Origin of the sequence: Winogradskya humida (genome assembly GCF_016862215.1) — a bacterium.
GTDB classification, from domain to species: Bacteria; Actinomycetota; Actinomycetes; order Mycobacteriales; family Micromonosporaceae; genus Actinoplanes; species Actinoplanes humidus.
Genome location: NZ_BOMN01000142.1, coordinates 1 through 25,827, shown reverse-complemented (window position 1 = coordinate 25,827; position 25,827 = coordinate 1). Strand labels below are relative to the sequence as shown.

The 25,827-nt window shown below is 65.8% G+C and carries 16 protein-coding genes and 1 pseudogene; 5 read left to right on the top strand and 12 right to left on the bottom strand.

Features of this window, described 5'->3' with window-relative positions; translation table 11 throughout:
- Positions 1 to 178 precede the first annotated feature (178 nt).
- The 3 genes from Ahu01nite_RS46845 to Ahu01nite_RS46835 form a co-directional block, all read right to left on the bottom strand.
- The gene (locus Ahu01nite_RS46845; protein WP_203843239.1) at positions 179 to 1,798 is read right to left on the bottom strand and encodes a diguanylate cyclase domain-containing protein; all 1,620 of its coding nucleotides are present in this window, start codon (positions 1,796 to 1,798) and stop codon (positions 179 to 181) included.
- A gap of 47 nt (positions 1,799 to 1,845) precedes the next feature.
- Positions 1,846 to 4,077: a putative bifunctional diguanylate cyclase/phosphodiesterase gene (locus Ahu01nite_RS46840; RefSeq protein WP_203843238.1), complete on the bottom strand. Its 2,232-nt coding sequence runs from the start codon at positions 4,075 to 4,077 to the stop codon at positions 1,846 to 1,848.
- Between the two features lie 230 nt (positions 4,078 to 4,307).
- Positions 4,308 to 4,523 (bottom strand): hypothetical protein, encoded by a 216-nt coding sequence (locus Ahu01nite_RS46835; protein WP_203843237.1) that lies wholly within the window; start codon positions 4,521 to 4,523, stop codon positions 4,308 to 4,310.
- Positions 4,524 to 4,672: 149 nt separating this feature from the next.
- Between Ahu01nite_RS46835 and Ahu01nite_RS46830 the strand changes: the two genes are divergently transcribed.
- Together Ahu01nite_RS46830 and Ahu01nite_RS46825 are read left to right on the top strand one after the other, a co-directional pair.
- Positions 4,673 to 6,232: a methyl-accepting chemotaxis protein gene (locus Ahu01nite_RS46830; RefSeq protein WP_203843236.1), complete on the top strand. Its 1,560-nt coding sequence runs from the start codon at positions 4,673 to 4,675 to the stop codon at positions 6,230 to 6,232.
- A 437-nt stretch (positions 6,233 to 6,669) separates the two neighbouring features.
- On the top strand, positions 6,670 to 8,265 hold the full coding sequence (locus Ahu01nite_RS46825) for a methyl-accepting chemotaxis protein (RefSeq protein WP_203843235.1): 1,596 nt from the start codon (positions 6,670 to 6,672) through the stop codon (positions 8,263 to 8,265).
- Positions 8,266 to 8,356: 91 nt separating this feature from the next.
- On the opposite strand, the gene Ahu01nite_RS46820 is transcribed toward Ahu01nite_RS46825, so the two are convergent.
- From Ahu01nite_RS46820 to Ahu01nite_RS46810, 3 genes are all read right to left on the bottom strand, one after another.
- A complete protein-coding gene (locus Ahu01nite_RS46820) occupies positions 8,357 to 8,593 on the bottom strand; it encodes a hypothetical protein (protein WP_203843234.1) in 237 nt (78 codons plus the stop codon).
- The gene (locus Ahu01nite_RS46815; protein ID WP_203843233.1) at positions 8,590 to 9,465 is read right to left on the bottom strand and encodes a hypothetical protein; all 876 of its coding nucleotides are present in this window, start codon (positions 9,463 to 9,465) and stop codon (positions 8,590 to 8,592) included. Before Ahu01nite_RS46815 ends, Ahu01nite_RS46820 begins: the two co-directional genes overlap by 4 nt.
- An 851-nt stretch (positions 9,466 to 10,316) precedes the next feature.
- Positions 10,317 to 13,964 (bottom strand): YobI family P-loop NTPase, encoded by a 3,648-nt coding sequence (locus tag Ahu01nite_RS46810; RefSeq protein WP_203843232.1) that lies wholly within the window; start codon positions 13,962 to 13,964, stop codon positions 10,317 to 10,319.
- A gap of 219 nt (positions 13,965 to 14,183) precedes the next feature.
- Here Ahu01nite_RS46810 and Ahu01nite_RS51955 point away from each other — a divergent pair.
- Positions 14,184 to 14,447: pseudogene (locus tag Ahu01nite_RS51955) on the top strand (hypothetical protein); the annotation flags it as partial.
- A 280-nt stretch (positions 14,448 to 14,727) separates the two neighbouring features.
- On the opposite strand, the gene Ahu01nite_RS46805 reads toward Ahu01nite_RS51955, so the two are convergent.
- Entirely contained in the window at positions 14,728 to 15,417 is a 690-nt protein-coding gene (locus Ahu01nite_RS46805) for a hypothetical protein (RefSeq protein ID WP_203843231.1), read from the bottom strand.
- Between the two features lie 335 nt (positions 15,418 to 15,752).
- A complete protein-coding gene (locus Ahu01nite_RS51140) occupies positions 15,753 to 16,046 on the bottom strand; it encodes a hypothetical protein (RefSeq protein ID WP_239159701.1) in 294 nt (97 codons plus the stop codon).
- A 130-nt stretch (positions 16,047 to 16,176) separates the two neighbouring features.
- Between Ahu01nite_RS51140 and Ahu01nite_RS46795 the strand changes: the two genes are divergently transcribed.
- Positions 16,177 to 16,701 carry a hypothetical protein gene (locus tag Ahu01nite_RS46795; RefSeq protein ID WP_203843230.1) on the top strand — a complete coding sequence of 175 codons (525 nt, stop codon included), beginning with the start codon at positions 16,177 to 16,179 and terminating at the stop codon, positions 16,699 to 16,701.
- Between the two features lie 415 nt (positions 16,702 to 17,116).
- Here the strand turns inward: Ahu01nite_RS46795 and Ahu01nite_RS46790 are convergent, their stop codons facing one another.
- The 4 genes from Ahu01nite_RS46790 to Ahu01nite_RS46775 all read right to left on the bottom strand — a co-directional run bounded on the left by Ahu01nite_RS46790 (position 17,117) and on the right by Ahu01nite_RS46775 (position 24,878).
- Positions 17,117 to 19,045, bottom strand: coding sequence for an AAA family ATPase (locus Ahu01nite_RS46790; protein ID WP_203843229.1), 1,929 nt, complete (start codon positions 19,043 to 19,045; stop codon positions 17,117 to 17,119).
- Positions 19,042 to 19,611, bottom strand: coding sequence for a hypothetical protein (locus Ahu01nite_RS51135; protein WP_239159700.1), 570 nt, complete (start codon positions 19,609 to 19,611; stop codon positions 19,042 to 19,044). The genes Ahu01nite_RS46790 and Ahu01nite_RS51135 overlap by 4 nt, the downstream gene beginning before the upstream one ends.
- A complete protein-coding gene (locus Ahu01nite_RS46780; protein WP_203843228.1) occupies positions 19,608 to 20,987 on the bottom strand; it encodes a hypothetical protein in 1,380 nt (459 codons plus the stop codon). The genes Ahu01nite_RS51135 and Ahu01nite_RS46780 overlap by 4 nt, the downstream gene beginning before the upstream one ends.
- 417 nt (positions 20,988 to 21,404) lie before the next feature.
- On the bottom strand, positions 21,405 to 24,878 hold the full coding sequence (locus tag Ahu01nite_RS46775; protein ID WP_203843227.1) for a WD40 repeat domain-containing protein: 3,474 nt from the start codon (positions 24,876 to 24,878) through the stop codon (positions 21,405 to 21,407).
- A gap of 93 nt (positions 24,879 to 24,971) precedes the next feature.
- On the opposite strand from Ahu01nite_RS46775, the gene Ahu01nite_RS46770 reads away from it, so the two are divergent.
- Positions 24,972 to 25,827: IS701 family transposase (locus Ahu01nite_RS46770; protein WP_239159712.1), on the top strand; the 856-nt coding region annotated here is incomplete at its 3' end.

The following is a 25,827-nucleotide window of genomic DNA, read 5'->3' as shown; positions in this document are numbered from 1 at the left end:
ACGGGGAAACGTGGCGTCGAGGCGCCGCTGCGAATTCCACGGGGGGAGAACGCGCAGCGGCGTAGCGCTGAGGATAGAGGCGGCTGCCGCAGCCCGTCCACCTCAGACCGCATAAGACATTGGCAGCCGGCAGGTCAGCGGCGTGTGGATGTCAGGTCCGGGTGTACCCGCCGCCGGGTCAGTGGGGTGCGGTGCCGGCTTCGGCGTAGCGGTTCTTGCCGCTGGTCTTCGCCGTGTACATGGCGGCGTCGGCTTCCCGGATCAGGTCGTCGGCGCTGACGCCGGGGTGGTTGACGGCGATGCCGACGCTGGCGGATACCTGGGCGGGGGTGCCGTCGATGTCGATGGGTTCCTGGACGACGCCGATGATGCGTTCGGCGGTGGGGCGGGCGTCGGCGATGCCGGTGAGGCTTTCGATGATGATGGCGAATTCGTCGCCGCCGAAGCGTGCGACGGTGTCGCTGGCGCGTAGCCCGGTGCGCAGGCGGTCGGCGACGACTTGCAGGACGGTGTCGCCGGCGTTGTGGCCGCGTTGGTCGTTGACTTGTTTGAAGCCGTCGAGGTCGATGAACAGCACGGCGAAGACGCGGTTGCCGCGGGCGTGGGTGGCCAGGGCGTGGGTGAGGCGGTCGTAGAACAGCAGCCGGTTCGCCAGGCCGGTGAGGGGGTCATGGAACGCGAGTTGCTGCAACTGTTGCTCGCGTTCGTGTAGGCGGGCTTCGACCTGTTCGCGGCGGTCGATGTCGCGGCGTAGTTCGGTGGTGGCCCGCTCGACCTGTTCCAGGGCGCGGTTGCGGCTGCCGGTGAGGACCCCGGCCAGCATGGCCAGCAGGACTGACAGGGCTATGCCGGCGGCCAGGGTGAGCCGGCTCATGCCGCGGTCGGTGCTGGCGAGCAGCCGGGTGGTCGGCCATACCGTGACGTGCCAGCGTCGCTGAGCGACAGCGGTACTCTGCTGGCGTTCCAGGTTCGCGGTGCTCACCCGGCGCCCGGGTGCGATGGCGGCGATCAGGGCGTCACCTGCGGTGGTGTCCGTGATGCTGATCTGGACGACTTTCTGGCTGCGGCCGAGCAATGTCTGGCCCAGGAAGTCCTGCCCGCGCAGGCCCATGACGACCCAGCCGATGAACTCGTCCGGGGCGGACGACCCGAGCCCGGTGTAAACCGGGGCAGCCAGAACTACGGAGGTCTGCCGTTGCTCGGGTGTCATCCACCGGTCGCGCAGGAGCTGGTAGGCCGGGCTGATGGCGAGGGTGCCGCTGTGGCGGGCGGTGTCCAGCGCGGAGGCCAGAGGAGCGCTGATGCTCAGGTCGGTGCCCTGCATGTCCTCACGGTCGTCGAACGCCTTCTCGAAGATGACGAAATTATGGGCCGAGATGCCGGCTGCGGGTTTCAGGGTCAGGCCGGGCGCTCCGTGCGTACGCCAGGTGCGTTGCACGGACGGTATCTGGGTGGTGGATGCGGTGACGACGAAGCCGATACCGCTGGCGCCGGGTAGCCGGGTGGCGTCCAGGCCGGTACTGATGCGGGTGAAGTCATCGGCTTCCAGGTCTGTCTGGGCGCCGATGGCGTAGGCGAGGTCGGACAGGGTGGAGCCGTACCTGGCGACCCGATCCGCGACGGTCTCGGTGATGTCGTCGATGTAGCGGTCCATCACCTGTCCCGCATAGCGGGTCTCACCGTCGCGGACCGCCACGTACGCCGCCACTGTCACCGCGCATCCCGCCGCCAGCACCAGTACCACCGCTACCAGAGAGGTCAGGCGGCGCCGCGGTGACCGGTTCTGCACGATGCTCACCCCTTCTTGTTCGGCACCACGGCCGGACGAAACAGCGGGAACGCGACTTACGCCTGCTGCTCAACGTGGTGCAGCAGCATGGCGGTGACGTCGTCCGGGACCAGTGGCCGGGCGTACAGGTAGCCCTGGCCGATGTCGCAGCCCAGGTGTTGCAACTCGGTGGCCTGCCTGGTGGTTTCGATGCCCTCGGCGACGGTGCTCAGATGCAGGGCCTTGCTGAGATGGATGATGGCCTGGGCGACGGCGGCGCCTTCGGCGGTGCCGTTGAGCTCGTTGACGAAGCTGCGGTCGATTTTGAGGATGTCGACGGGTAGCCGGGTCAGGTAGTGCAGTGACGAGTAGCCGGTGCCGAAGTCGTCGATGGCGACGCGGATGCCGTGTTCGCGCAGGGTGCGCAGGGCTGGGATGGCGATCTGTTCGTCGACGACGGCGGATTCGGTGACTTCGAGGACCAGATCTGCGGGTTTCATGCCGGTGCGGGCCAGGACGGCGAGGATGTCGTCGACCAGGGTGGGTTCCTGTAGTTGCCGGGGTGAGACGTTGACACTGACGTAGAACGGCCGGTCGGCGGGTAGTTGCCGGCGCCAGTCCTGGATCTGGTGACAGGCCTGCTCCAGGACGTGCAGGCCGATGATGGTGATGGCGCCGGTGCGTTCGGCGATCGGGATGAAGTCCAGCGGGGAGATGAGGCCGCGGTGCGGGTGCTGCCAGCGGACCAGGGCCTCGACACCGCGCGGCTGGCCGGTGGCAAGGTCGACCATGGGCTGGTACAGGACCAGTAGCTGGCCGTCGGGGACGGCGTGGTCGAGGTCGCGGGCGAGCAGGGCGTCCTCGGTGCGGCGGTCGATCATCGACGGGTCGTACAGGGCATAGCTGTGTTTGCCGGCTCGTTCGGCCTGGTACAGGGCGACGGCGGCCCGCTGGGTGAGTTCTTCCACGCTGGTGTCGGGCTGTGTGAGGCTAATACCGATGCTGAGCTGCAGGGTAAGGGTGAGCTCGCCGATCGTCACGGGGGAGGCTGTGACGGTGGTGAGCAGGCGGTGGGCCACGGCGGTCGCTTCGCCGGGTGTGCGGATGTCGTGGGCGAGCAGGGTGAACTCGTCGCCGCCGGCGCGGGCGGCGATGTCGGTGCTGCGGGTGGTGGAGCGCAGCAGGTGAGCGAACTCGGTCAGCAGGGCTTTGCCGACGCTGCGGCCGTGCAGGGTGTTGATCTGGTCGAAGCCGTCGAGGTGGATGGCGAAAAGCGCGACCGGGGCCTGGCGGCGTACGGCACGGTCCAGGGCGTGGTGCAGGCCGGTGCGGTTCGCGAGCCCGGTCAGCATGTCGGTCACGGTCTGGCTGCGACTAGCGCGCAGGGACAGCAACTGGCGGGCGACGACGGCACCGGTCATGACGATCATGCCGAGGACCAGGCCACCCCAGGACATCAGGGCGTTGTCGAGCACAGTGACAACGATCATCAACGTGAAACCGGCTGCGGTGGCGGCGTACGGGAAGTAGGTGGCCCAGACCGGCGGCACCGGACTCGCTCCCGCAGTGGTCGTGGTGGTCGTGGGGGTGCTGGCCTGCCATCGCGCGGCGAGGGTCAGCAGCAGTGAGGCCGCGACCATGCTCACCGTTGCTGGTCGTGAACCCATGCTGCGGACGCCGTCGTTGCCGACACCATCGAGCAGCAGGTCGGCCACGAGATACAGCCCGATGCCGGCCACGAGCAGGACCACCGGCCGCGAGATGGACAGGAACCCGCTGCGCAGCAGGAACGCGGTGACCGCTACCAGTAGCAGCAGGTCACCCAGCGGGAACCCGAGGGCGAGGACGAGCAGATGACCCCGGGTGCCGGACTCGACGATCGGGGACAGCACAAAATGCCAGATGAACATGAACCCGCAGCCCGTGACGGTGAGTACCTCGGCGGCGAACGCGGCCCACTGCGATCCTTGCAGCCGCTGGGCGGGAACTGCCACCGCGGCCAGCGCCAGGCACACGTACGTGATCAGCCCGGTTATCACCCCGATCCACCACCACCGGGCCTGGCTGGAGTGCAGCGCGGTGATCAGGCACGCCGTCGACACCATCGACATCACCCGGGCCGTACTCAGCGACTGCCAGGTGAACCGGTTCATACCCCGCCGGGTTGCCCGCAGGCTGTAGACCAGGCCCAGCACGTCGAGCACCGTAAGCGAGTAGGACGTGATCGCCAACCTCGCCCCGTCGACCAGCAGCGCGACGATCTGTGCTGCCACGACGATCGCCGTCAGGGCGACGGCGATCCAGGACACCCTTAGGTCTCGCCGCCGCCCCACCCTGGTCGCACCGGTCACAGCGTTCCCGTTCGGCAACCCCGGCGCTTTTCTGAGCGCGACATCCGATGTCGTAGCGCCGGTCGCCAGCCGGGCGGCCCGAGACGTGGCGTACCCCGGTTGCGCCGTGTGTTGTAGCGACTCCCACAGCTACGTACCGCTTGCAGCCGGTGGATGGCAAGCCGCGCTTGCTGGGCAACGCCGTCGACTTACTTGTGGCCAGCGCCCAGCTGGGTGATCCCTGCGCTGATCTGGTCTTCTTGGGCGAGCAGAGCGGTCAGAGCCTGGTCCGACAGCAGTCCTGCGTGGTGCAGCTGCCGGGCCAGCAGGACGGAGTCCGCCATTATCGCGGTCATCGCATCGATAAGGCCGGTGACTGGTTCGTTGTCGGTGACGTCGGAGTGCTGCTCCAGGCCAGGGGGCACCCCCTCATGGTAGGAGCTGGCCTTATACGCCGGCGGGGTCTTAGGAAACTGCTCAACGGATCGCTCAGCAGATATCAGGTGATGCCGACATGCACAGGTGACGGAGCCATACAGGCCCACATCAACGGTGACACCCGGGGGGAACACGCATGCCTCGTCTTGCTGATGTCCGTATCGGCGTGCGGTTGTCATCGATTGTGGCGATCGGGGTGGTGGTCACCGCCACGGTCACGGGTATCGGCATCTGGTCGCAGGAAGACCTCAACGATCATGCCCAGACGTTGCGGGACTACGTTTCCGCCAAGTCCGCGCTGAATCACCTCGATACCCGCGAGAGCGAGCTGAAGGTCGACGCGTATCGGGCCGCGCACGGTGACGACACCACCGGTGACGCCGCTGATGACGTGACCTCCGCCAATGAGGCCCTGGACGCGGCGTCGCAGTACGTCCTGCCGGGAACCGTCGACGACAACATCGATGACCTCGGTACCAAAGTGGCGGCGTTCAATACCTTTGTCACGACGTTCACCGCCGACGCCAAAGCCGATGTGGCGGCCATCGAGGGCCGCTACGACTCGATCGCCGAGCAGAACAACGCCGTCGACGACGCCATCAGCGCGGTCCACGACCAGCTGGACGCCGAAGTCACGTCGCATCAGCAGTCGATGGCCGCCACGAAAAGCGCGGCGCGTCTTTGGATGCTGCTGGTCGCCGGACTCGGCCTGCTCGCCCTAGCCGTGTTGTCGGTGCCGTTGCTGCGGTCGATCCTGCGCCCGGTGCGGCGGGTCGGTGAAGTCGTCGCCGCGCTCGCCACCGGTGACTTGACCCAGCGCACCGACGTCGACTCCCGCGATGAGCTCGGCGTCATGGCCGCCGGACTGGACCAGGCGGTGAACACGATGCGGGAAGCGATGCAGGCGATGGCCGCCAACGCCGACACCCTCGCCGGTGCAGCCACCGAGCTGGCCGCGACGAGCTCGGAGATCGCCGGGGCCACCCAACAGACCAACGCGCAGACCGCGGCGGCGTCAACCGAAGCCGACGAGATCTCCCGTAATGTGCAGACCGTCGCCGCCGGTGGCGAGGAAATGAGTCTGTCCATCCGGGAGATCGCCGAGAACACCAACCAGGCGGCGCAGATCGCCGGTCAGGCCGTCACCGAAGCCACCCTGGCCACCCAGAGCATCGAACGCCTCGGTGAGTCCTCCGCGGAAATCGGTAACGTCATCAAGCTGATCACCGCCATCGCGGAGCAAACCAACCTGCTCGCCCTCAACGCCACTATCGAGGCCGCCCGCGCGGGTGAGCTGGGTAAAGGCTTCGCCGTGGTCGCCTCCGAGGTCAAAGACCTGGCACAGGAGACCGCGAAGGCCACCGAGGACATCAGCAGCCGGGTCGCAGCGATCCAGTCCGACACCGGCGGCGCTGTCGAGGTCATCAACCGGATCAGCGAGGTCATCGCGAAGATCAACGACTACCAGACCACCATCGCCAGCGCCGTCGAGGAACAGACCGCCACTACCGCGGAGATGTCACGCAGCATCGCCGAAGTAGCTGCCGGCGCCGAACGCATCGCCGGCAGCATCGCGGATGTATCGCGGGCCAGCAACGCCTCCGTAGAGGGCGTTCACCAAAGCAACCAGGCCAGCGCCGACGTAGCTCGCACCGCCGAACAACTACGCGTGCTGGTCGGTGCTTTCCGGGTCTGAGCACATGACAATGCGCCTGCCCTCGACGGCTCCGTCGGAGGCAGGCGCGTCCGGGCAGGCCTGCTGAAGACCGTAAGAAGCAGACCGGCGACGAGGATCAAGGTCAGCGCGGCGGCCACCCGGGACACCGCAGGTCTCGCCACCACCCCACCCGGATTGCACCGGGCAGCATTCCCGTCCGGCAACCCGGCGTTTCTGGGCAGACACATCACTGCTGAGAAGCGACGCCGACCCGATCCGCCGGACAACGGGCGAGCCGCTTTCCCGCCAGAGGAGCGCTGGCGCCAGCCTGACGGCCCGGAGTTCGGCGCACCCAGATTGCACCATGCGCTACAGCAACTTCACAGAAAGTATCACTGCAGAGGCCCCTAGCCGACGCCGATGGTGGGCAAGCACGAGCGGCCACCGGCCGCGCCCCGGAGGAAGGCACCCCTGCCATGGCCACCACACGTCGATTCGGCGACCTGCCCACCAGCGTCAAAATCCTCACCGCGGTCGGGCTGGCCGCCCTGGTCGCCCTCACTGTCGGGATTTCCGGCCTGGTGGCACTGTCGCGGGCCAGTGGCTCCGCCCAACGAATCTACCGCCGCAACCTGCTCGCGGTCGCCGCGATCGAACAGGTCCGCGGGGCGGTACTCAAGGCCCGCCTCGACGTATCGAACCAGGCCCTCGCCCTGACCCCGGCAACGGCCACCAAATACGATGACGCCTTCACCACCGACAGCAGCGACTTCGACACCGACCTCGCCGCCTACTCGGCCAGCCAGTCCGCCGGAGACACCACCGTCATCGCCACCCTGAAAACGCAATGGGCGGCCTACACCACGATGGTCACCGGCCAACTGCTACCCGCGGGCGCCACCCACGACATCACCGCCTGGACGAGGGTCCGCGACACCGACGTGCTACCCATCATGAACACGATCACTACGGCCGTCGACCAGCTCACCGCCGCCGAAACCACCGACGCCGCCACCGCCGCCAGATCAGCGCAGGACGCGTACACGTCAAGCCGTACCCTGTCGGTTGCCCTGCTGCTGGGTGGCCTGATCGTCGCCGGGTTCACCGGCCTGTTCGTGTCCCGCTCGATCGTGCGCCCCCTGGCCCGCGTCGAAGAGGTCTGCAACGCCCTCGCCGGCGGCGACCTGACCCGCAGCAGCGGCCTGACCAGCCGCGACGAACCTGGACGAATGGGCCGCGCCCTCGACACCGCCGTCGAAAAACTTCGTGCCACCGTGGGCACCATCGACACCTCCGCGGTCTCCCTCGCCAGCGCCACCGAGGAAATCTCCGCGACCGCCCGCCAGATCGCCGGCTCAGCCGAGGAAACCTCCGTCCAGGCCCAGAGCGTGGCCTCCGCCGCCGAACAGGTCTCGGCCAGCGTCGGCACCGTCTCCGCCGGCGGCGAAGAGATGGCCGCGTCCATCCGGGAGATCTCGCAGAACGCCACCGAGGCCGCCCGCGTCGCCGCTGAAGCGGTCGCCGCGGCCACCCAGACCTCGGTCACCATGAACAAGCTCGGTGACTCGTCAGCCGAGATCGGCAACGTCATCAAGGTCATCACCTCGATCGCCGAGCAGACCAACCTCCTGGCCCTCAACGCGACCATCGAAGCCGCCCGCGCCGGCGAGGCCGGTAAAGGCTTCGCTGTCGTTGCCTCCGAGGTCAAGGATCTGGCCCAGGAGACCGCGAAGGCCACCGAGGAGATCTCCCGCCGGGTCGAGGCCATTCAAGCCGACGCGGGCGGCGCGGTCACCGCCATCGAAGAGATCACCGGCGTGATCACCCGCATCAGCGACTTCCAGACCACCATCGCTTCCGCCGTCGAAGAACAGACCGCCACCACCGCCGAGATGAACCGCAGCGTCTCCGAAGCGGCCATGGGCACCGGCGACATCTCCCACACCATCACCGGCGTCGCCGAATCAGCCCGCACCACCAGCGAAGGCGTCACCGAAACCCAGGTCGCCACCGCCGAACTGGCCCGCATGTCCACCCAGCTGACCGCCCTGGTCGCCACCTTCCGATACTGACAACACAGATGACCTAGCAGACCTCCGTGGTGATCATTCGTAGGCCACCCAAGTGACGGCCCTGCTGTGCAGATCGATAATGGCCCACACGTCATGGCATCGACGGGCAGCCGATCACGGCCACAACTGCCCGCTCGACAGCTCGCCGTGCCTCGTCGGGATGCCGCGAGAGTGCCAGTTGCGCTTCGGCCAGCAAATGGACCGCTTGGGTGGTTACACCGTCCTGCCACTGGCAGAGCTTCCGATCGGCGGCGAAGAACATGCTCACGGCTTGGGCCAGATCCAGGTAGGAATTGAGGGCTCGGACGAGTAGCTCGCCCTCCGTCACGGGGCTGAACTCGCCGCGCGTGCCTCTCGCTTCGCAGCGAGCAGCATAAATCCAAGAAGCGTTTGGAAGTCGTTCGCGCAGTCCCTTAGCTGGCTCTCGGGGGTATCGGCGTAAAACATCGAGGCGTGCTGCTCACCGGCTTGCGCCCTCAGATGAGGAAGCATCCTGACGTATTCAGCCCGACCGAGTCTAAATTCGTCGCGAGCGCGATTCAGAAATACTTCGTCAAGGCAAGCACCTCTGATTGCGTGGGCGCTGGACAGGCGGGCCTCGATGAGTGGAACAACGCCATCGGCACTTACTGGCATCGCCGATGGACCAGCGCCTCTGCGTACCGCGCCGAAGACATTCGCGGGCTCGAAGACGTCGCGGACGGCTCGCTCCAGGCCGGCTCTGTCGACGATTCGCCTCTTCTTGGCCACTTCGGTCAGAACTAGGTGAAGTCTTCGTCTGGCAACCAGAGTGGCATCCGGATGATCGAACTGTTTAATCATCGCGGTAGCGTCGCGGGCCGCCGCCTTAGTGCTCACGGAATAATCACCTAGCCAGGACTTCAAGGCGCGGGAGACCTGCCGGGTCGGTACCCAATCATCACCGTAGTAAAGCCAGAACCAAATCGGGATCTTGGCCAGGGTTTTGATGTGCTTTGCACCGTCGCGCCTCTTGTCGAGCAAGGCCAGGAAGAGGTCCCGCTGTTGCGGGGTGTATATGGCTGGCAAGGAGCCCCGGGCATGACCCAAGGGCCGCTTCTGGGGATGATCGAGCAGCCCGCGTGCTACCCAGTCAGTCAATAGGCGCGGGCCTACATCATGGCCTCGGAGAGAGGCCGCTGAGAGCACGCTGTCGATGGTGCACTGTTCCTCGGCCTCCACACTTAGAGATTACATCGAATTCGCTGCAGAGCAGTTAGCGACCGGCTACGCCTCCCCACCATCCTCAGCAGAGAGAGCAGCCCGCTCTCGACTCGCCATAGGAGGACATCATGATCAACAGTTTGGCTGCCGTCACTGAAACAGGTAAGACCATCCGTTACTCTCTGAGTAGCAACGCCCGGACTGCCCGTCTGACAGTCCTGATGCTGATCGCGGTGATCAGCTGGCACCTGCTCCTGTAAATCATGCGCCGCCCGGGTCGGCGGCTGGTCCAACGACCGCCGACCCGGCCGCCAGCCACGGATGACCGTCACTCGACCGGGGCCATCGACCTCGACGAGACATGTTGAGACGACCTACCGCACGCCATCAAGCGCCATGCCTGCCACTTCGCGCTGAACCGCAGCCGTTGCATCGGGACCCGAGCGGGTTAGCTTCATGCGGCGTTAGAAAGTGGCTTGCTGGTCGACAATACCGATGATGGATCACAGACACCGACAACGTCCGAATATGAGGTGTCCCCGGATTCACTGCGCCCGGCAGTCGGCCCGCTGGCAGAGCTCAGCTACACCACGTTCTCCACCTCGTCACCCAGGGCTAATCCAACGACGAATCGTCGACCGTCTGTGCCAGCCACTGCTGCCCGCCAAACCGAGGTCAATCGCGCAATGACCAACTCCGTGTCCTCCACCGTGCCCGCCCCTTCGTCCCGGCCTACCGGTAGGGCCTCGCCCGAGTCGCCAACCAGCTCATCAAGTGCGTCCTGCGCCGCCGGTGGAACCCCTATTCATAGCCCAGCGAGGCACCTCCCATAACCTCAAGGTCTCCCGAGAGAACCTTTGGGCCAAAGTTCAGGCGACCGTGACGCTGATCTGGGATTTGGCGGGGCGTCTGGTCAACTTTGACAGCAGTCCCTCCTCCTTGAGCCGGGTGAGAACCCGGAGGTGATGGGGGTCGTTCGGGAAGGCTAACGATGCGGCCGGGGTGCCCAGATCGGCGTACTGGTTCCCGAGGTTCGTAAGGATAGCGATGATCTGGTTCGTCGAGATGGCGTTCCCGAGCTGGTTGACCAGCGGGACCACCACCGCCGCGTGGCGGGTTGCGTGGGCGATCCGTTCCAGTTGGGCGGGGCCTAGCGGCAACTGGGCCGTCGCGGCGAAGCTCCCGGCGGCCAGCAGCGCATCGCGATGGTCGGTCGGAACGAACTCGTCCAGCCGAGATAGGACGGCTTGCCGGACGATTTGGCTAATCGAGGCGCTGCCCAGTAGCCGGGCCGTCATGTCCTCATCGAGCAGGGCGGGCGCGGCGAAGTCGACGAACTTCGCCGAGTTTTCGATGCCGTACTGCAGAGTCTCCCAGTCGCTGGTTGCGAACCGTTGGAACAGTTCGGCGGTGTCGTCGCAGATCTGGTGGCGGAGCAGCTCGCCGAGCAGGGGGCCGTCCTCGGGCTCGACGTTGCTCGCGGCGATCGACTCGGTCAGGGCGAGCGTGGTGACCAACGCGGCGCGGGTCTTGGGGGCGGGGATCGTCGCTCGGCTGCGAAGGATCGTTACGGCGACCAGCGTCTTCTGCTCGGCGAGCGGATCGGGCTCACCGGCGGGAGTGATAGTTGTGCCTGCGTCGACGAGCAGGCCGGCCAGATCCGCGTCGACCCCGCTGACCAACTCGATGTATGCGGCAGTGTTGGTCACCGTCGCCGGGAATCGCCGGGAGCGAGCCAGCGCGGGCCATACCTCCGTGGGTACCTCCGCGAGATGCTCGATCCGGCACTGCGTCGACGCGGCGCGGCAGACTCGCTCGGCCAGTCCGGTCTCCCAACCGGAGATATCCGTGACGATGTCCGCGAAGGTGCCGGGATCCGCGACCGTCATCGTCGTGGGCTTGTCGTTTTCGACCGCGGTCAGGTAGTCGGCGGGATTGTTGATGCAGTAGCTATAGACGGTCGGTTCGATCGCCTGGATGGTGTCCAGGCTCAGGGTCGGCGGATTGTGCAGCGCGCTGTGCAGGTTCCCGGCGGTGAGGGTGTACATGCTGTCGGCGACGACCAGGGCACGTACTCCGTGATCGAGAACGCTCAGGTCGTCGATCATCACCCGAACCTGCCTCAGTAGCGCGACCGCGTTGCGCGCCGATGGCTCGTCGGCTGGTTGGGTCAGGCAGGTCAGGCGAGCGTAGTTGTCCTGGAGGTAGGTGGTCACCTGCTCCTCAGTCTGCCGATCGAGATTCGGATCAGCATGCGCGACTCCCACGTCGACCAGGTCGAGCCGGCGTTCCGGCAGGAGGTCGGGGACCCGCAGAATCCGGCTCAGGATCGGCGGCCACGGGCCGGACAGCCGCCGGACAGCCTCCACGGCCTGCGCTCCGCCGCTCAGGTAGGCCTGGAGGAAGGCCTGCTCGGTCGGGCCATCGATCTCGGCAAGGCGGTTGAGGACGGTCCGGGCGCCAGGGTGCTGACTTGCTAGCAGGTGGTCCAGGATTTCGATGTTGTAGGCGCTGTTCAGGTCGAGGAATTCTGCCTTGGTTTCCCGCAGGACCCCGGCGATGTCGTCCGGGCCGTCGAAGGCGTAGTACGTATCGGGGATGTTGGGCTGCACGTGCTGCACGATGAAGTTCATGGCGCGGAGGGAGACCCGCTCGCCGTAATACTGGGCTACGTAGAGGGCGAAGTTCTGATCGATGAAGCCGCGGCGGATCAGATCGCGGGCAACCTCGGAGCGAATTGTCTCCTTGAGGAGCGTCTCGAAGGTGTCCTCCGCGATCTCGCGGGTGAGAGTGAAGGCGGGCTTCGCGGCCAGGTCGGCAAAGTCGGCCTTCCGCAGCGCCGGGATCTCCGCGCTCACCTCTTCACGTTCGGCGTCCCGTGCCTGACGTTCGCGGGCGTCCCAGTCGTCCAGGTCCAGTTCGGCCCGGAAGAGCTCGCGGATATCGGCCAACGGGATGGACACTGCCCAGGGCGAGCTGTACTGATGGAAGTTTGCGATTGGTCCGTTTCCGTCTGCGATCAGCGTTCGCCAGAACTGCGCGGTTTCGGCCTCCGCGGGAGTGAACGTTTGGGCGCCGACCGTGTAGCTCATGAGGGTGTACTGATGACGGTTGACGGAGCGCCGGATGACATCGGCATACCAGTTCAGGCGTCGGCCGAACCGTTCGGGCTTCTCCCGAAGAACGTAGGCCAGCGCCTCGGAATCGGCGAGCTCTCTGAGGCGGTCGCGTCGCCTTGCAATGGACTGATTCACCAGGTCACGGCTGAATTTGTAAAGCTTGTCGAGGTCGCTGCGGCCCAGCGAGACCTGCTCAAAGTCGGCTAGGTGGACGTTCTTGTAGACCATCATCGCGAAGACCGAATCGGCGCGTAGTTGAGGAACGCCGTGCTTCGCCGTGATCAAGCGGGCGGCGAATACGGCGTATTCGTTGCGAATGTTTTTCAGCAGCCGCATGTCGCTGATGTGCCGCGCAACCAGGTCGACCAGGTCGGGTGTCACCGGGACGAGCGCCGGGTTAGCCAGCAGAGTGGTGAGCAGGTCGCGAGACGTGCGGTGAGTTATGAACGGAACCACCGGCACGACCAGGTCGAAGAACTTCGTGCGGTTCGCCCGCACCGACTCGGCCGTAGCAGAGTCGTCGAGCTGCTTGGTGTCGTTGCCCAGCCGCTCGAAAATACTGTCCTTGAGCGCGTAAACGAACCGTATCGTCCGGCCCTGGGCCGCATGCGAGGCGTTGAGCAGAGTGTTCAGCTCACGCAGCGCCTCGAAGATGTGCGGATCGTCGAACCGGTCGAGGTCCTCGAAGACAACGACGTCGAATTTCATCGACTCGAAGAAGTAGACGATCTCGTCGAGATACTTGTCGAAGTAGCTGACCTCTTTCGCCCCGAGCGCGACGGTGGCCCCGGCGGCAGACACGGAGGAGACGACCCGGTTGTGGACGACCTGCCGGATCCACGTCAGCACGGCCACCGTCAGTAGCCCGAACAGAAGGACTGCCCCGGCCCGCACCGGCCACGGATGGTCCTTGGTGGCGCCGGTCAGGCGCGGGAAGCGGCCGACAAAGAACAGGATCAGCGCGACTACCACGACCTGCGTCGTGGCGAAGGCGATAGCCCGGCGGAAGTCCGGCTTGTCGATGCGTCGGAAATGCGAGCGGGGCAGCAAACGCTGGGGCTGGCTGTGCAGCAGTTGTTTGACGAGTTCCTTCTCGATCCGGTTGGTGGTCGACTTCTCCTCCTCGGAAGGCCCGAGGGTCGACAAGGAGAGGTTGAGAACGCGTCCTGTGTGTTGGTCGGTGAACGCCTTCAGGACGCTCGACTTACCCGCACCGTAACGACCAGTCAGGGCGATGTTGCGGATGTCCGGGGCCTTTAGGGCGGAGGCCAGCCGTACGACATAGTCCTCATGCTGCCCCGGCTCGAACTGCGGCGTCAGCGGAAGAAGCGCGACATCACCGTCGGCAGACTCCGACGGGTCGGCCCACCAAGCCTGTAGTCGTTCCCACCAGCGCATGTTCTCCTCTTCCCCCGTTACCAGCCAAGGTTAGGGGAGAGCGCTACGTCATCGACGCGCGGTTGTCATAGTCAAGCGGTGACGCTGCGGATCGTGCCCGCATGCCCAAGCTGATTGAATTTGCGCGAGCATGACGTCCTGTTGGAAGTGAGTCTGACTTCCTTCATCTGCACTTGCAGGTAGTGGCCAAAATGTCCTCCACCTGGACGAGCGCGGCGCCTGGGCGGAGATCATGCCCTAAGCTCCCGGATCGCGTGCCAGCACAGCTGGCCGACATTCGCGGCCCGGACAACCTGGGCTGGGGACGGCAGCCGGATCGCCATCGGATCATCGGACAAATCCGTACGACTCTTCGACTCGCGCGGCCCGCCGATCACGGACCTGAGCAACATATCCGCCGTCCGCGACCACGGTCGTGCCGGCGGAGTGACCGCACTGGCGCTCTCCTCAGGTGGCCGGCTGCTGGCCATCGCTGCCCGGGACAACACCATAAAACGGAACAGCACTGCGAGGTGCACAACAGCCCCGACGTGGTTTGCCAATGTAGCCACCGTTGGCGCGAGTACCTCGACGAGGTGCTCACCCGCCGACCGAGTGAATGACGGGAGCGGGCCGCGCTGCAAGGCCGCAGGTTCCCTGATCGGCACCGGCACCGGCGTCGGTCCGTTCCCTGCACGGGCGCGGCCCGCCGGCACCGCCAGTGCTGGCAGCTGTTTCCTACAGCGCCCAGCTCGCGAAAGCGCATTGGCCAGGCTCGTGATATTCATGGGAGCAGCTTGTGGCCCACCCAGCCGGGGTCGTTCGGATCGTCGCCCGCACAGCGGATCCCTTGGCTCGACGTCTGACAACTTGCTGACCAGGGACGAGGGGTGTCCGAGAGTACGGAACCGCAGGGAGCCAAAGGCCGCTGGTCAGCACGGGAGTGACAGGCTTCATCACTGGACTGGGTGAATTCGGCGATATGGACGTGCGTCGAGGCCGAGGCGCGGAACCAGCCCTCGTACGGGCCGCGTAGGTAGAGGGCCGCGCCGAGCTGGTCGATGGCGGTACGCGCCCACTCCTGGACCTCGGCGTTCGTAGCGGTCGCCAAGCCGGCGCCGATCGGTGCGAGCACCCCTTTGAGAACGTTGACCGCGCGGCGGATCTTGCTCGAGTTGGGGTGGTCGGTGGTCACCTCAGCGGCAGCCTCTTCGGCGTCGCGGCGGTCGTCATCCGTGAGCTTCACCAGGGCGAGGCCTTGCATGACGAGGGCGACGGTTTGGGCGAGGGGCTCGAACCAGGGAGCCAACTGGTCGCCGTGAGTTTGTTGCTGGTTGATCTGTCCGCTGTTGTTCGTCGCCACCTGCGCACCTTCGGCGCTGGCGTGGAAGACTACCCCGAAGTTGTTGTGGACGGTGGTGCTGGCGGCATGGTGGTCGGCGGGATGGATATGGGGGTCTGCCTCGACCGGCACTCGGATCGGGTGCTTGTCGATTCCTTTTGGATCTCGCGCGTGAGTTTGGCGATCGCTCGCTTGTTGATCGTCACCTTGGTCAAGGTCCCCTCGCTTACTTGTGTCCGCCATGGTGGAGGACGGAGCCGGCAACGCCCGGTCCTTCATTTCGACCGCTGTAGGCCTTGCCGATCTCACGGTTACACGGTAAGTGGAGACAGTCGGCTTTCGCTCCGTGGTGTGCGTCCATCGCCGGACCATGTATAACTTTGATCGTCGTGCAGGTCGGTCACATCGATACGAGTGTCGTCGAGGATGCGCTGGGCGACAACGACACTGGGCAGTCTGTGGACGTGTCAGGTCAGCAGGGCCGCGACGGCGACAGCAAGCACGAGAGCAGCGCCAGAGGCCGAGCCGCCAACAAGCACGGCTCGCGGGACCCGGCGGTCATCGAGCCACGACAACCATCCAGAGAACGCGCCGACGAGCGCTGCCGCGAGCAGAGCCACCACGGCGTACAACCCGACCAATACCAGATTTTGCACAGTAATCCCTTCGCCGAGTTTGCCGGTCGGGCAATCCGCCAGCACCGCTTCTCGATGTCTGGGCAACGATGGCACCGGTACAAGTCGCAGGCCAAACAGCACCATGACCGATCAGCCGCGTATGCCAGGTGGCCGTCCTGGCAGGTCGGAGAGCGGATTGGCTCAGCGTCCTCGTTGGCCTTCGAGCGAAGGAACTTCTTGGTTCGGCTGATCGGTCACAATACTCTTGGCGGTCGTGAACGTTCGCGAACAACAGCGCCATCATGATCGGGCCGGCGCTATGCACGCGCATCGTCGGTCGTACGAGCGTGCCCGGCAGGAGCTGCGCAAGATTCACGAAGGCGGCGGGCAGAACCGGGCGTCATATGAGATCCGCCGAGACCTCATCCGGGCGCGGACTCCGGGGCCGGAGGCTGCCGTGGTGGCGTCACCAGCCGCAGCGCTAGCCCCGTTAAAGGGATGGGCGCTGCAGCTGTACTTGATCGCGCTGTTCGAGGCCCAAGCACGTCGTCCGCCAGGGGTCGGCGTCGACAACACGCGACCGCTGCTGCACCGAACCGAGCAGCTGGCCGCCTGGGTCGACCTATTACCTGCTGCCACGAGTACCGGGCAACGCTCGGCCGGCATGCGACGCCAGCTCGTCCGGGCCTTGGCCCTACTGGAGAGAGAAAAGCTCGTCGTCCTCGGCAACCCTAACTTCAGGGGCAGATACAACTTCTTCCGGCTCTTGAAGGAAGCCGGTATGCCGGGCCAGGGCTGAACTCCGTCTACACGATTCCAAGGGCCGGTGAGGCCGTTGGGATCGATCCAGCCTGGATCCGCCCGCCCGGGCCGGTAATTAAGGGTTGGCTCAACGAGGCTTCCTTCACGGCGATCCTGCTTGCAGCTCTGCGGGACCCTCGAAGTAGCGACACGGTGGTAACCGCTCTACTAGCTGGTACGCCGCGGCAAGACGCCGACTGGCACGAGCTGTCGAAGTTGCTCGATAGATCCGGCCTGGCGACGCGCTCACCGCCGTCCCGCTCGACCGGCTCGTCCAATCCGTTAAAGACTTAATCACCATTGTAGGCCGACTAGCTCCGAAGCCACTCAGCCCTCCGCAGCGTTTAGGGCCCCGAGGCTGGGCCACAACGGGGCGAGCTGTTACCGCTTTCGCCCATTCCGGCGAAAGGTGCTTACTGGGCGTCGTCCTGGCTGACGGGCTGCACGGCGTTCGGCCCCGGGTGGGCGATAGTGCCAACGGTGGGATGCTCGTAATCGAAGTCCAGCTCGGCGAAGTCTCGTTGGACCGCGTCGGGCAGCTCATTGTCCGCGACGATCATTTGCAGCTTCCCCGGCAGCGCGCCGGAAAGGGCACGCAGGCGACGGTACAGGGCTGTGGAGATGTCGGTGGCGGAGTTCAAGGCCATGCGCGGGCTGTCAATGAGTAGGAACGAGGGGTAGTAGGTGTCGCCGCGGCTGACCACGACATACAGCATTGTCGTCCAGTAGGCGATTTGCGTGGCGGTGATGATGCCGCCGCCGCGACTCATCTTGAAGAAAGGCTCGCCATTCAAGATAGGCAAATAGTTGGTGGGGTGGATGTGTGCTGTCTTAATGCCGGGGACGCCGATGCTGCGCAGTGCGCGGTTGAATTCGGCGTTAAGCTCGGTGAGGATTTCGCCGCGCCGCTCATCGATGGCTTCCTCCCGCCGGGCGATCTCGGAACGAATCGCGTCTCTGTCTGCGGCCAGCCGTTCCTCAGCCGCGATTAGGTCGTCGACGCGGTCCCATTGCCGGAGCACGCCATCGAGCTCGCGCTGCCGAGCCAAAGCTGTCGCCAGTCGGCCGGATGCATCGGCGAATGCCTGTAGGCGAGGGGTGACCCGGGCTGCCGTGCGATGTTCGATATCGATCGTCAGTTCTCTGACGAGTTTCTCGCGGTCGGTGACTGCGTCGTTGGTGACGTGAAGCTGCCCGGCGATGGCTGCAAGTTGATCGTCCATTTCGCGAAGCTGGCTAGCGAGCTGCCGTTCCTCGTATTGGTCGGTGTCCGTATGGCCAGCGACGGGATCCGGTTGCAGGCATACGCGGCATGTTCCGTCTGCGACGGGCCGGTTGGTGAGTGATTGCATGCATCGCGGGCATGCTACGAACTCGATGTTGGCGATGCGGGCGCCGGCGTCACGCATGCGGCGGAGTCGGGCGATGTCGCCCTCGACACGCCGTTTCTCTGCGGTCAGCTCTGTACTCTGGCGAATCAAGGCCGTGGTCGCAGACCTGGCTTCAGCGAGCCGACGTTCGCCGTCGGTTAATAGATCACGCAACACCTGGGTTTCGTGGTCGACCGCGGGTGTGATTTCTTCCCGCAGAACTCGCAGGGCGGCTTCTGTTGCTATCTGGTCGTTGCGGGCGTCGCCGTGGGCGTTGAGTGCCTCTTCCTTGCTCGTGGTGCGGGTCGTCGCGAGGAAGTTGCGAATAGTCGTCGTTTCTTTTTTGGCCTCGTCGACTTCGCCGTTCAGCTGGGTGGCTCTCGACCGCAGTGCTAGAAGGGACTGATCGGTGAGTCCGAATAGCAACTCGAAGACGGCTTTGCGTTTTGGTGCAAGGTACTGGTCGTGGCTTCTGGCGATGTCGCGGTTGATGTCGGCCTGGGGGACGTAGAGGTAGGAGTAGATGTCGCTAAATGTGATCCGTGCGCCGGCTCTTGTGCTGCCGCTTGCGCGGGCGGCGGCGCGCATATCGTCGGCGAAGCCTAGGGCACCCATGAGCAGCCCGGACAGGCTCGGGGTGTCGTTGAGCTCGGTACTGTGGTCGGGTAACCGTTCGCCGCTCTTCAAATCGGTCACACGTACCGTCCGGCGCTTACCCGGGTCCACGCTGCGGGTGAGAAGGTAGCGGCCCTGCCCAAGGGTGACGTCGATGCTTACCGCGGTCACGCTCGAGACGACCACGGGAGCCAACATTCCGTCCCCACCGAAGCCGTACTTGATCGCTTCGAGGAGGGTGGTCTTGCCGACGGCAGTGGGCCCGGCGAGGATGGTGAGATCCGCTGCGAAGGAGTACTCCACCTGGCCTTCGACGGTATCAAGGGTGACGGTGTTGAGCCGGAACGTAGTGGTCACCGGATCACCTGCCGGTGCGGTCGGTCCATTAGGTCAGCCAGCCTCTGGTAGATCAGTTCCTTCAATGCATTACCTGTTAACCCGGTCGATGCCTGGGCGATGGCCTGGCTGCGCCCGGCGATCTCCGACCATTGTGTGGTCCCGGCCATCTCGGCTGCCGTCTTGCGGCCGGCCGCTGTGGGTGCCAGGGCGACGCTGCCCTGCCGCCCGCGGGCGTATTTAAGTAATCCGCGACCGACAAGAGCACCGATGATCATGTAATACCGGTCATCCCAGGGACCGTATTTGTACCGGGTCATGGGGGCCTCCACCGCTGTCGGTTCTCGGTGGTCTTCGTCATCGAGCTGCAAGCGTGGGTCACGAGGATCGAGCGGGTCGAGTACAACGCTTGCCAGTGCCGGGTAGCGCAGGAGGAAGTCAAGCTTGGCGAGTTTCGTCAGACCGTCGAGCTTGCGGGCATGTCCCGGCTCGGCGGAGACCGCGGTGACGAGGAGCAGTACTCGTGCCTGGTGGTAGGCGAGATCCTCGCGTAGCAACGCGAGCTCATCAGCGTCGGGCGCCGTCATGAGTCGTCTCCTCCTCTCGCGGAACGCCGGCGTGCCTGTTCGTGATCGACGTCGAAGCTTTCGCTGAACCACACCTCGCCATTGCTGGCGAGGTCGCATAACCCGCCGAGCGCAAGGCTGACGTCTATACCGGGCGGCAGAATGTCTTGGCTGCGTTCCAGCTCGGTCTCGAGCTGCTGCCACAGTGTCGGTCCCCACGCCGCGTCGCGCTGTCTCACCAGTACCGTTGCCTTGACACTGATCCTAAGCAGGTCACGCTCCAACCGCCGCTTGCGGCTGCGTGCGGTCGGGTCCAGGTCGTGATCACGCCAGTAGTTCAACCACTCGCGGTGGAGCCGCTCGGCCAGCTCGATCATGGTGTCGGGGCAGCTTCCCGCCTCCATCTTGATCGCCAACCGGCTGAATCTCACCAAACGCCGCAGGTTAGCGAACCCGGTCGGCCGCGTGATCGCTTGCTGGATTACCTGGTCAATATCGGTCAGCGTCACGATTCGGGCGACCAACATTGCCTCTGCCTCGGCCGGCGTAACCGTTCCGCCACCGGATCCAAGGGGCCGGACCGGCAGGAGCCCGCCGGATGGTGTGGGGCCTCGGGACCGCATGCGCTGCCGAACGAGCCCAAGAACGGCGACCCAGACCGGGCCAGGGTCCGCCATGATCCCGAGCCGGTTGAGTAGGGGTAGAACGAACCGCGTCGGCGCCGCGTCGGCGATGACATGCCGGTTCACCGGGTTGTACTGAAACATGAAACCAGACAGGAAACGAATCAGCTGACGCTGCTGCGTTCCCGTGGCCGACTCCCCGGGTCGGAAGCCGTCGACCTTTGCCCAGTGATCGCGGTAACCAGCACTATGCTTCAGGAGAGCTTGGTGAAACCTCTCGAGGGTATCAACTTGCTCCGGAGTCGGATCGAGACCCACGCTGTCAAGTCGCCTTTCCATTGCGACTCTAGCCAGCTCCAGGAGCTTTGCCGTATCGCCGGACGCACCCGTGGCGGTAACCAGGCGGGTGGTGGGCTTTTCGCGTAGTGCGAGCCAGCTGCTGAAAAGGTGTGCGACGCCGCCTTCGTCCATTAAGGAGTTGATCGTGGAGTATGGACTGAAGTTCTCGCCGTAGTGTTTCGCAGACACGAGCGTCGCGTCCGCGTAGTAGACGACGGTCCAGTCCTCGTGGTGCTCACACACTATTCGGATCTTGATTGTTTCCCGGAATGCGCTGTCGGCGCCGAGCTCCTCCCAATAGAGACGGAGACAGTCGGCTGCTGCCATCGCAGCCTGCCACTCGAACTGATCTGCCGTGCGCGCGCCGACATCATCCCGGGACGAGACGAGGAAAACGAGCTCGGCCGCCGAGGCACACTCGTCATCAGCCCGCAAACCCCACCTGCGCATTAATTGTTAGTCGCCGCCGCACTCACGGTCGCGAGATCGCCCGGCAAATTCTGCCCGACGACCCCGCGTCGGCGAAAGTCACGGACGGGTGAATCCGTGTTCTGGCGGAGCCGGGCCGTCGTCGCCGGTGTCCGACCCGAACCCGAGCGCAGCGAGGTCGGCGTCCAGGTCGGCCTCGGACACCGACTGGGGGCCACGGTTGAGCGAAGTGGCTACCCGAGGGGGGTCACATGGAATATTTTTACGTCCGTGTCGACAAACCGCGATCCTGGTCATCGCTGTCGAAACACCTTTAATGGGTCAGAACCACCTCAAAGGCGCTAGTCAGGTTGTGCAGACCGATCGCCGCGTGCACGCGCTCTACGGCATCAAGGCCCCTTGAGGTTGGTGATCGCGGCGCAATCAAGCGTCAGTCCGACCGGTCTGCGTCACGCCCCGTAATGGCGCTCCCCCCGGCAGCGATATTGGCTGCCCGTTCTCCGGCACGACGACGCCGTCGATGACGGCGCTGGACGACGGGGGCCGTAGCACCGCTAGGCCGACCGAGCCGGCGTCAGTGGCGGCGACGATGCGGCCGTGGCCCAGGCTGGCCAGCTTCCGCACGCCGGCACCCAAGCTGATCACCTGGACAAGCACGAACGAGCGGTCGTAGATCTTCACCGAGCTGGCCTGGCCGACGAAGATGAGGCGAAGGTGGTCGTCGTAGCAGGCGGCCGTCACCGCCGAGTCCAGGGTAATTGTCCGGATGAGCTCCAAGCCGCGGGAGCGGGCGGATAGACGTTCGGTGAAGCCAGCCGGAATGCGGAACAGCAGCAGGTGACCACCGACGGTGGCCACCGCCCTCCGCTCAGCCGCGTCGATCAGGATCCACGATGCCGGGCCGCGGGTGATGAACCGCGCTACCGGACTGAGGCCCCGGTGATGGAGGTTCCATAGGCCGAGGGTGCCGTCGCGCTGCACCACGCCGAGATAGACGGGGCCGGCGCCGGTCGAAGCCAGCAAGGCGACGACCGGGTTGCTGGTCTTGCCGACCCGGCCCACTGTCCGATCCGTCCCCTCTCGCGTGTCGAAGAGCCGCACGTCGCCGTTCTCGGCCGCTACGAAGATCAAAGGACGGTCGGTGCCTTGGTGAGCCGCTACCGCGCTGATCCAGCCGGTTCGGCCGGTCCATAGGTCGGCCACCATGACGGCCGTCCGACCCAGGCTCCAACCCCGCAGCGAACGGTCGATGCCCGGGCCGTAGACGATCGCCGTCTCGTCGGCGGGCAGCGAGCACAGGTCCCACACCTGGCCCGCGACGCGCTGGGACAGCACCTCTGCCCCGCGGCTGTCCCATATCCGCAGCTTCGCGTCGGCAGTAGCCACAACGGTGACCGGCTCGCCGTCGCGGGTGGCGCTGGATAGGCACTGGACGCCGAGCTCGGCTGCCTCCCAGCTGGCGTGCTGGACGGTGCCGGGCAGCACGTCCCAGACCCGCAGGCTCCGGTCCTCGCCCGCGGTCACCAGCATCGGCCGTCCGTCGAACTCAGTCGGCAGCATGAAGAGGACGCCGCCGCGGTGTCCCTGCATCGGGGGCTCTGCACGTGCGCCCACGGCCAGCGGCCTGCACAGGATCTGCCCGTCGTCGTAGGCGAGGACCAGGACCGGCGTCTTGTCCCGCTCGACGACGGTCGCGCTGACGATGGACCGGTCCGACGTGGCCGGTCGAGCACCGGGGAACAGCATCCGGTCGGACGGGCGCAGGCGGCCCGCCATGACGTCGCGACGCGGGTGAGAAGTGGTTCGGGCCATGCCCGCGTCGTGATGTTTCGGATCGCCGTTGATGGTCAACGCACGGCCGAATCCGCCGATGGACAGTGACAGCTTGCCGGTCTCGGTGTCCCATACTTCGAGGCTGCGGGGGCTGTAGGCGACGAAGTACAAGGTGCCTCCGCTCCGGCCCACGGCACACGATCGGTTCGGGGTGTCGCTGAACGCCTGGAACTCCGCCAGCAGGGTCCGCTGCTCGATGTCGTGAACGCGAACGACATGGGTGGCGCTTCTGGTCACCGCGACGGACCGGTCGTCGAGGTGCCCGAGCGACCAGAAACGGTCGTCGATGTACTGCCGGATCGGAGGCCGGTCGGCTGGATCTCCGGTCTCCGCATCCCAGGCCCACAACGCGCCCGAAGGGCGTGGAGCCAGCACCATCAGCCGCCCCTCGATGGGCAGCAGGCCGACGCCGGAGCTGGGATCGACGTCGGCCGAGGAGAAGGTACCGACGAGCTGCCCGGCTGGGAACGCGTAGGTGGTGACGTGGCCCATCCAGTCCTTGCCGGCCCGGCCAGTCGAGCCGCCGATGGCTAGATACATCGACGGTCCCGCGCTGAGCACGGCGACCCGGGCCGGTGGGTGCCCGGCCGTCAGCTCGCTGTCGAGCACGAGGTTGCCGGTGGCAAAGTCCCAGATGTTGACGTGCCGGTCGGAGTTGGCGGTGACAACAACCCGCCGCGCGTTGAGCCGGCCGAGGGTGAGCGCGTTGATCGACTCCGACGCCTTGCCGAGGTCGCGGTGGGGCGTCTGCGGTCGCCATCGCGCCCAGTCAACGGCCCACAGTCGGTCCGCCCGCAGATTCGCGATCGCCGCGCCGAGCTGGCGGGCGCCCTGCTTGTGCGCGGCCAGTTCGAGGTAAGAGAGGGCGTCCGTCCCCACCTGGACAGTCAGCCGGTGGGCAGCCTCGCGGTAGGCCGCCGCTGACGCGCGGCCCTCCGAGGTGCAGACCGCGGAGAGCGCGGTCAACAGGTTGGTCCGCTCAGCCGCGAGCAGATAAGCCGGGTCGATCAGCAGGGAGTCGAGGACACCACCGCGGGCGGCGTGCACCGACAGGTAGTACCGCGTGTAGCCGCCGGCCGCCGCCCACGCGGCCTTGCCGTGCACGTCGAGGGGAACCCGCTTGTACAGGACCGAGAATGCGGCCCGGTGAGCCGACGCCTCATCGTGGTCCCGTCGAAGGTGTTCGGCTAGGGCCTCGTGATAGAGCCGGTAGGCCGACCGGTCGCCGACCCTGGTCTCGACGATGTAGCCGCCGGCCGCCTGCATGACCCAGTCCACGTCGTCGTCGTTGGCCGCGGCGCCCGTCATCTCCGCGGCCAGCGGCGCCCAGATGTTCTCCCAGGGCAGGCCGTCACCTTGAGCGAAGGCTAGGGGAGTCATCAGGAGGCGGGCCTTCTGGGCGGAGTCACCGAGCCGGTACTCTAGGTCAACCCGCATCGCGACGGCGGCATCGGTGGGCAGTTTGAGCCGGTCGGTGTCGACGCCCTCGATGGCGGTCTTCCGGTTGGCAAGGCTCCGACTGTTGATCAGCGCTACCAGAAACGAGTTCTTTGCCGCCTCGGATATCAGGCGGGCGACCTTCGCCGCGATCTCAGGCCGTCCCCGATAAGGGGAATCCGGTGACAGCTCCACCAGGCAGCGCCTCGCGTAGATGAGCATGCTGGCCGGGTCAGCGTAGGCTGGCTCTTCGGCATCGAGCCGGGTGAAAGTGCGCATTTCAAAGCGATCGACCAGGTACGGGCGCATGCCGAGCAGGAGCTTCAGCCCGACCGTGGCCGCCATCCGCACCAGCGGTACGAGGACTTGGTCGACCACGGCGTGCGGGTCGGCCGCCTCGTCGATCCCGTCGATCACGACGGCGCGCCTCTCGCGGTCGCTCTGCAGCCGCCGGGCCAGTTCGCCGACCGATGAGGGCGGCACCCGGACGGCCGCGCAGACGGCGTCGAGTAGCTGTTCGGAGGTCATGCCGCGCGCGTAGATAGGCATGGCGATCGAGTTCTCGAGCGGCAGCGTCTCCGGCGGCAGGCTCTCGATATCGACCACCCGGCCCCGGAACTCGGGCATGCTCAGCACGGCCAGTCGGCCTAGTACTGCTACGGCGGATCACTACTTCGAGTAGTTCTGGATCGTTTGCCGGACGTGGTGACGGTTGAGCAGGTGCGGGGATGGGACGAGGCGTTCCAGGAGTTCTTCCTGGAGTTCTCGCACCATTTCGGCCGGGTGGAGACCCGCTGGCAGGCGAGGAAGTATCTGCGTGGGTTGATGACCCCGATCGAGCGGCGCAACGGGTGGACCCTGGCCGAGCATGCCGGCGATGCCACTCCGGACTCGATGCAGGCGTTGCTGTGCAGCCCGTGTTTCGACCGGGACGCGGTTCGTGACGCCGTCCGGGCCCGGATCGTCGCGGAGATCGGCGATCCGGGTGGGGTGCTGATCGCTGACGAGACCGGGTTCATCAAGAAGGGCAAACGCTCCGCCGGTGTCCAAAGGCAGTACACCGGGACCACCGGCAAGGTCGACAACTGCCAGATCGGAGTGTTCCTGGCCTATCACACCCCGGCCGGGCGGGCGTTGATCGACCGGGAGTTGTACCTGCCGGCATCGTGGACCGACGACCGAGACCGGTGCCGCACGGCGAACATCGCGGACGAAGTCGCGTTCGCGACCAAACCACAGCAGGCGAAAGCCATGCTGGAACGCGCCGTCAACGCGAAGGTGCCGTTCGCCTGGTTCACCGCCGACGAGGCCTACGGCCAGAACCGCGGCCTGCGCGACTGGTGCGAAGAACAGGACATCCACTACGTGATGGCCACCCGCAAAGACCACGAAGTGCCCTCTGGACTGCACACCACCACCCGCGTCGACGCCCTCATCGACACGATCCGGGCCGGGGCCTGGCGGCGGATCTCCTGCGGCGACGGCGCCCACGGACCCCGCGTCTACGACTGGGTTTCCACCCCGATCCGCACCACGTTCCCGCACGGCCGCCGCGGCTGGGTCTTGGCCCGCCCCT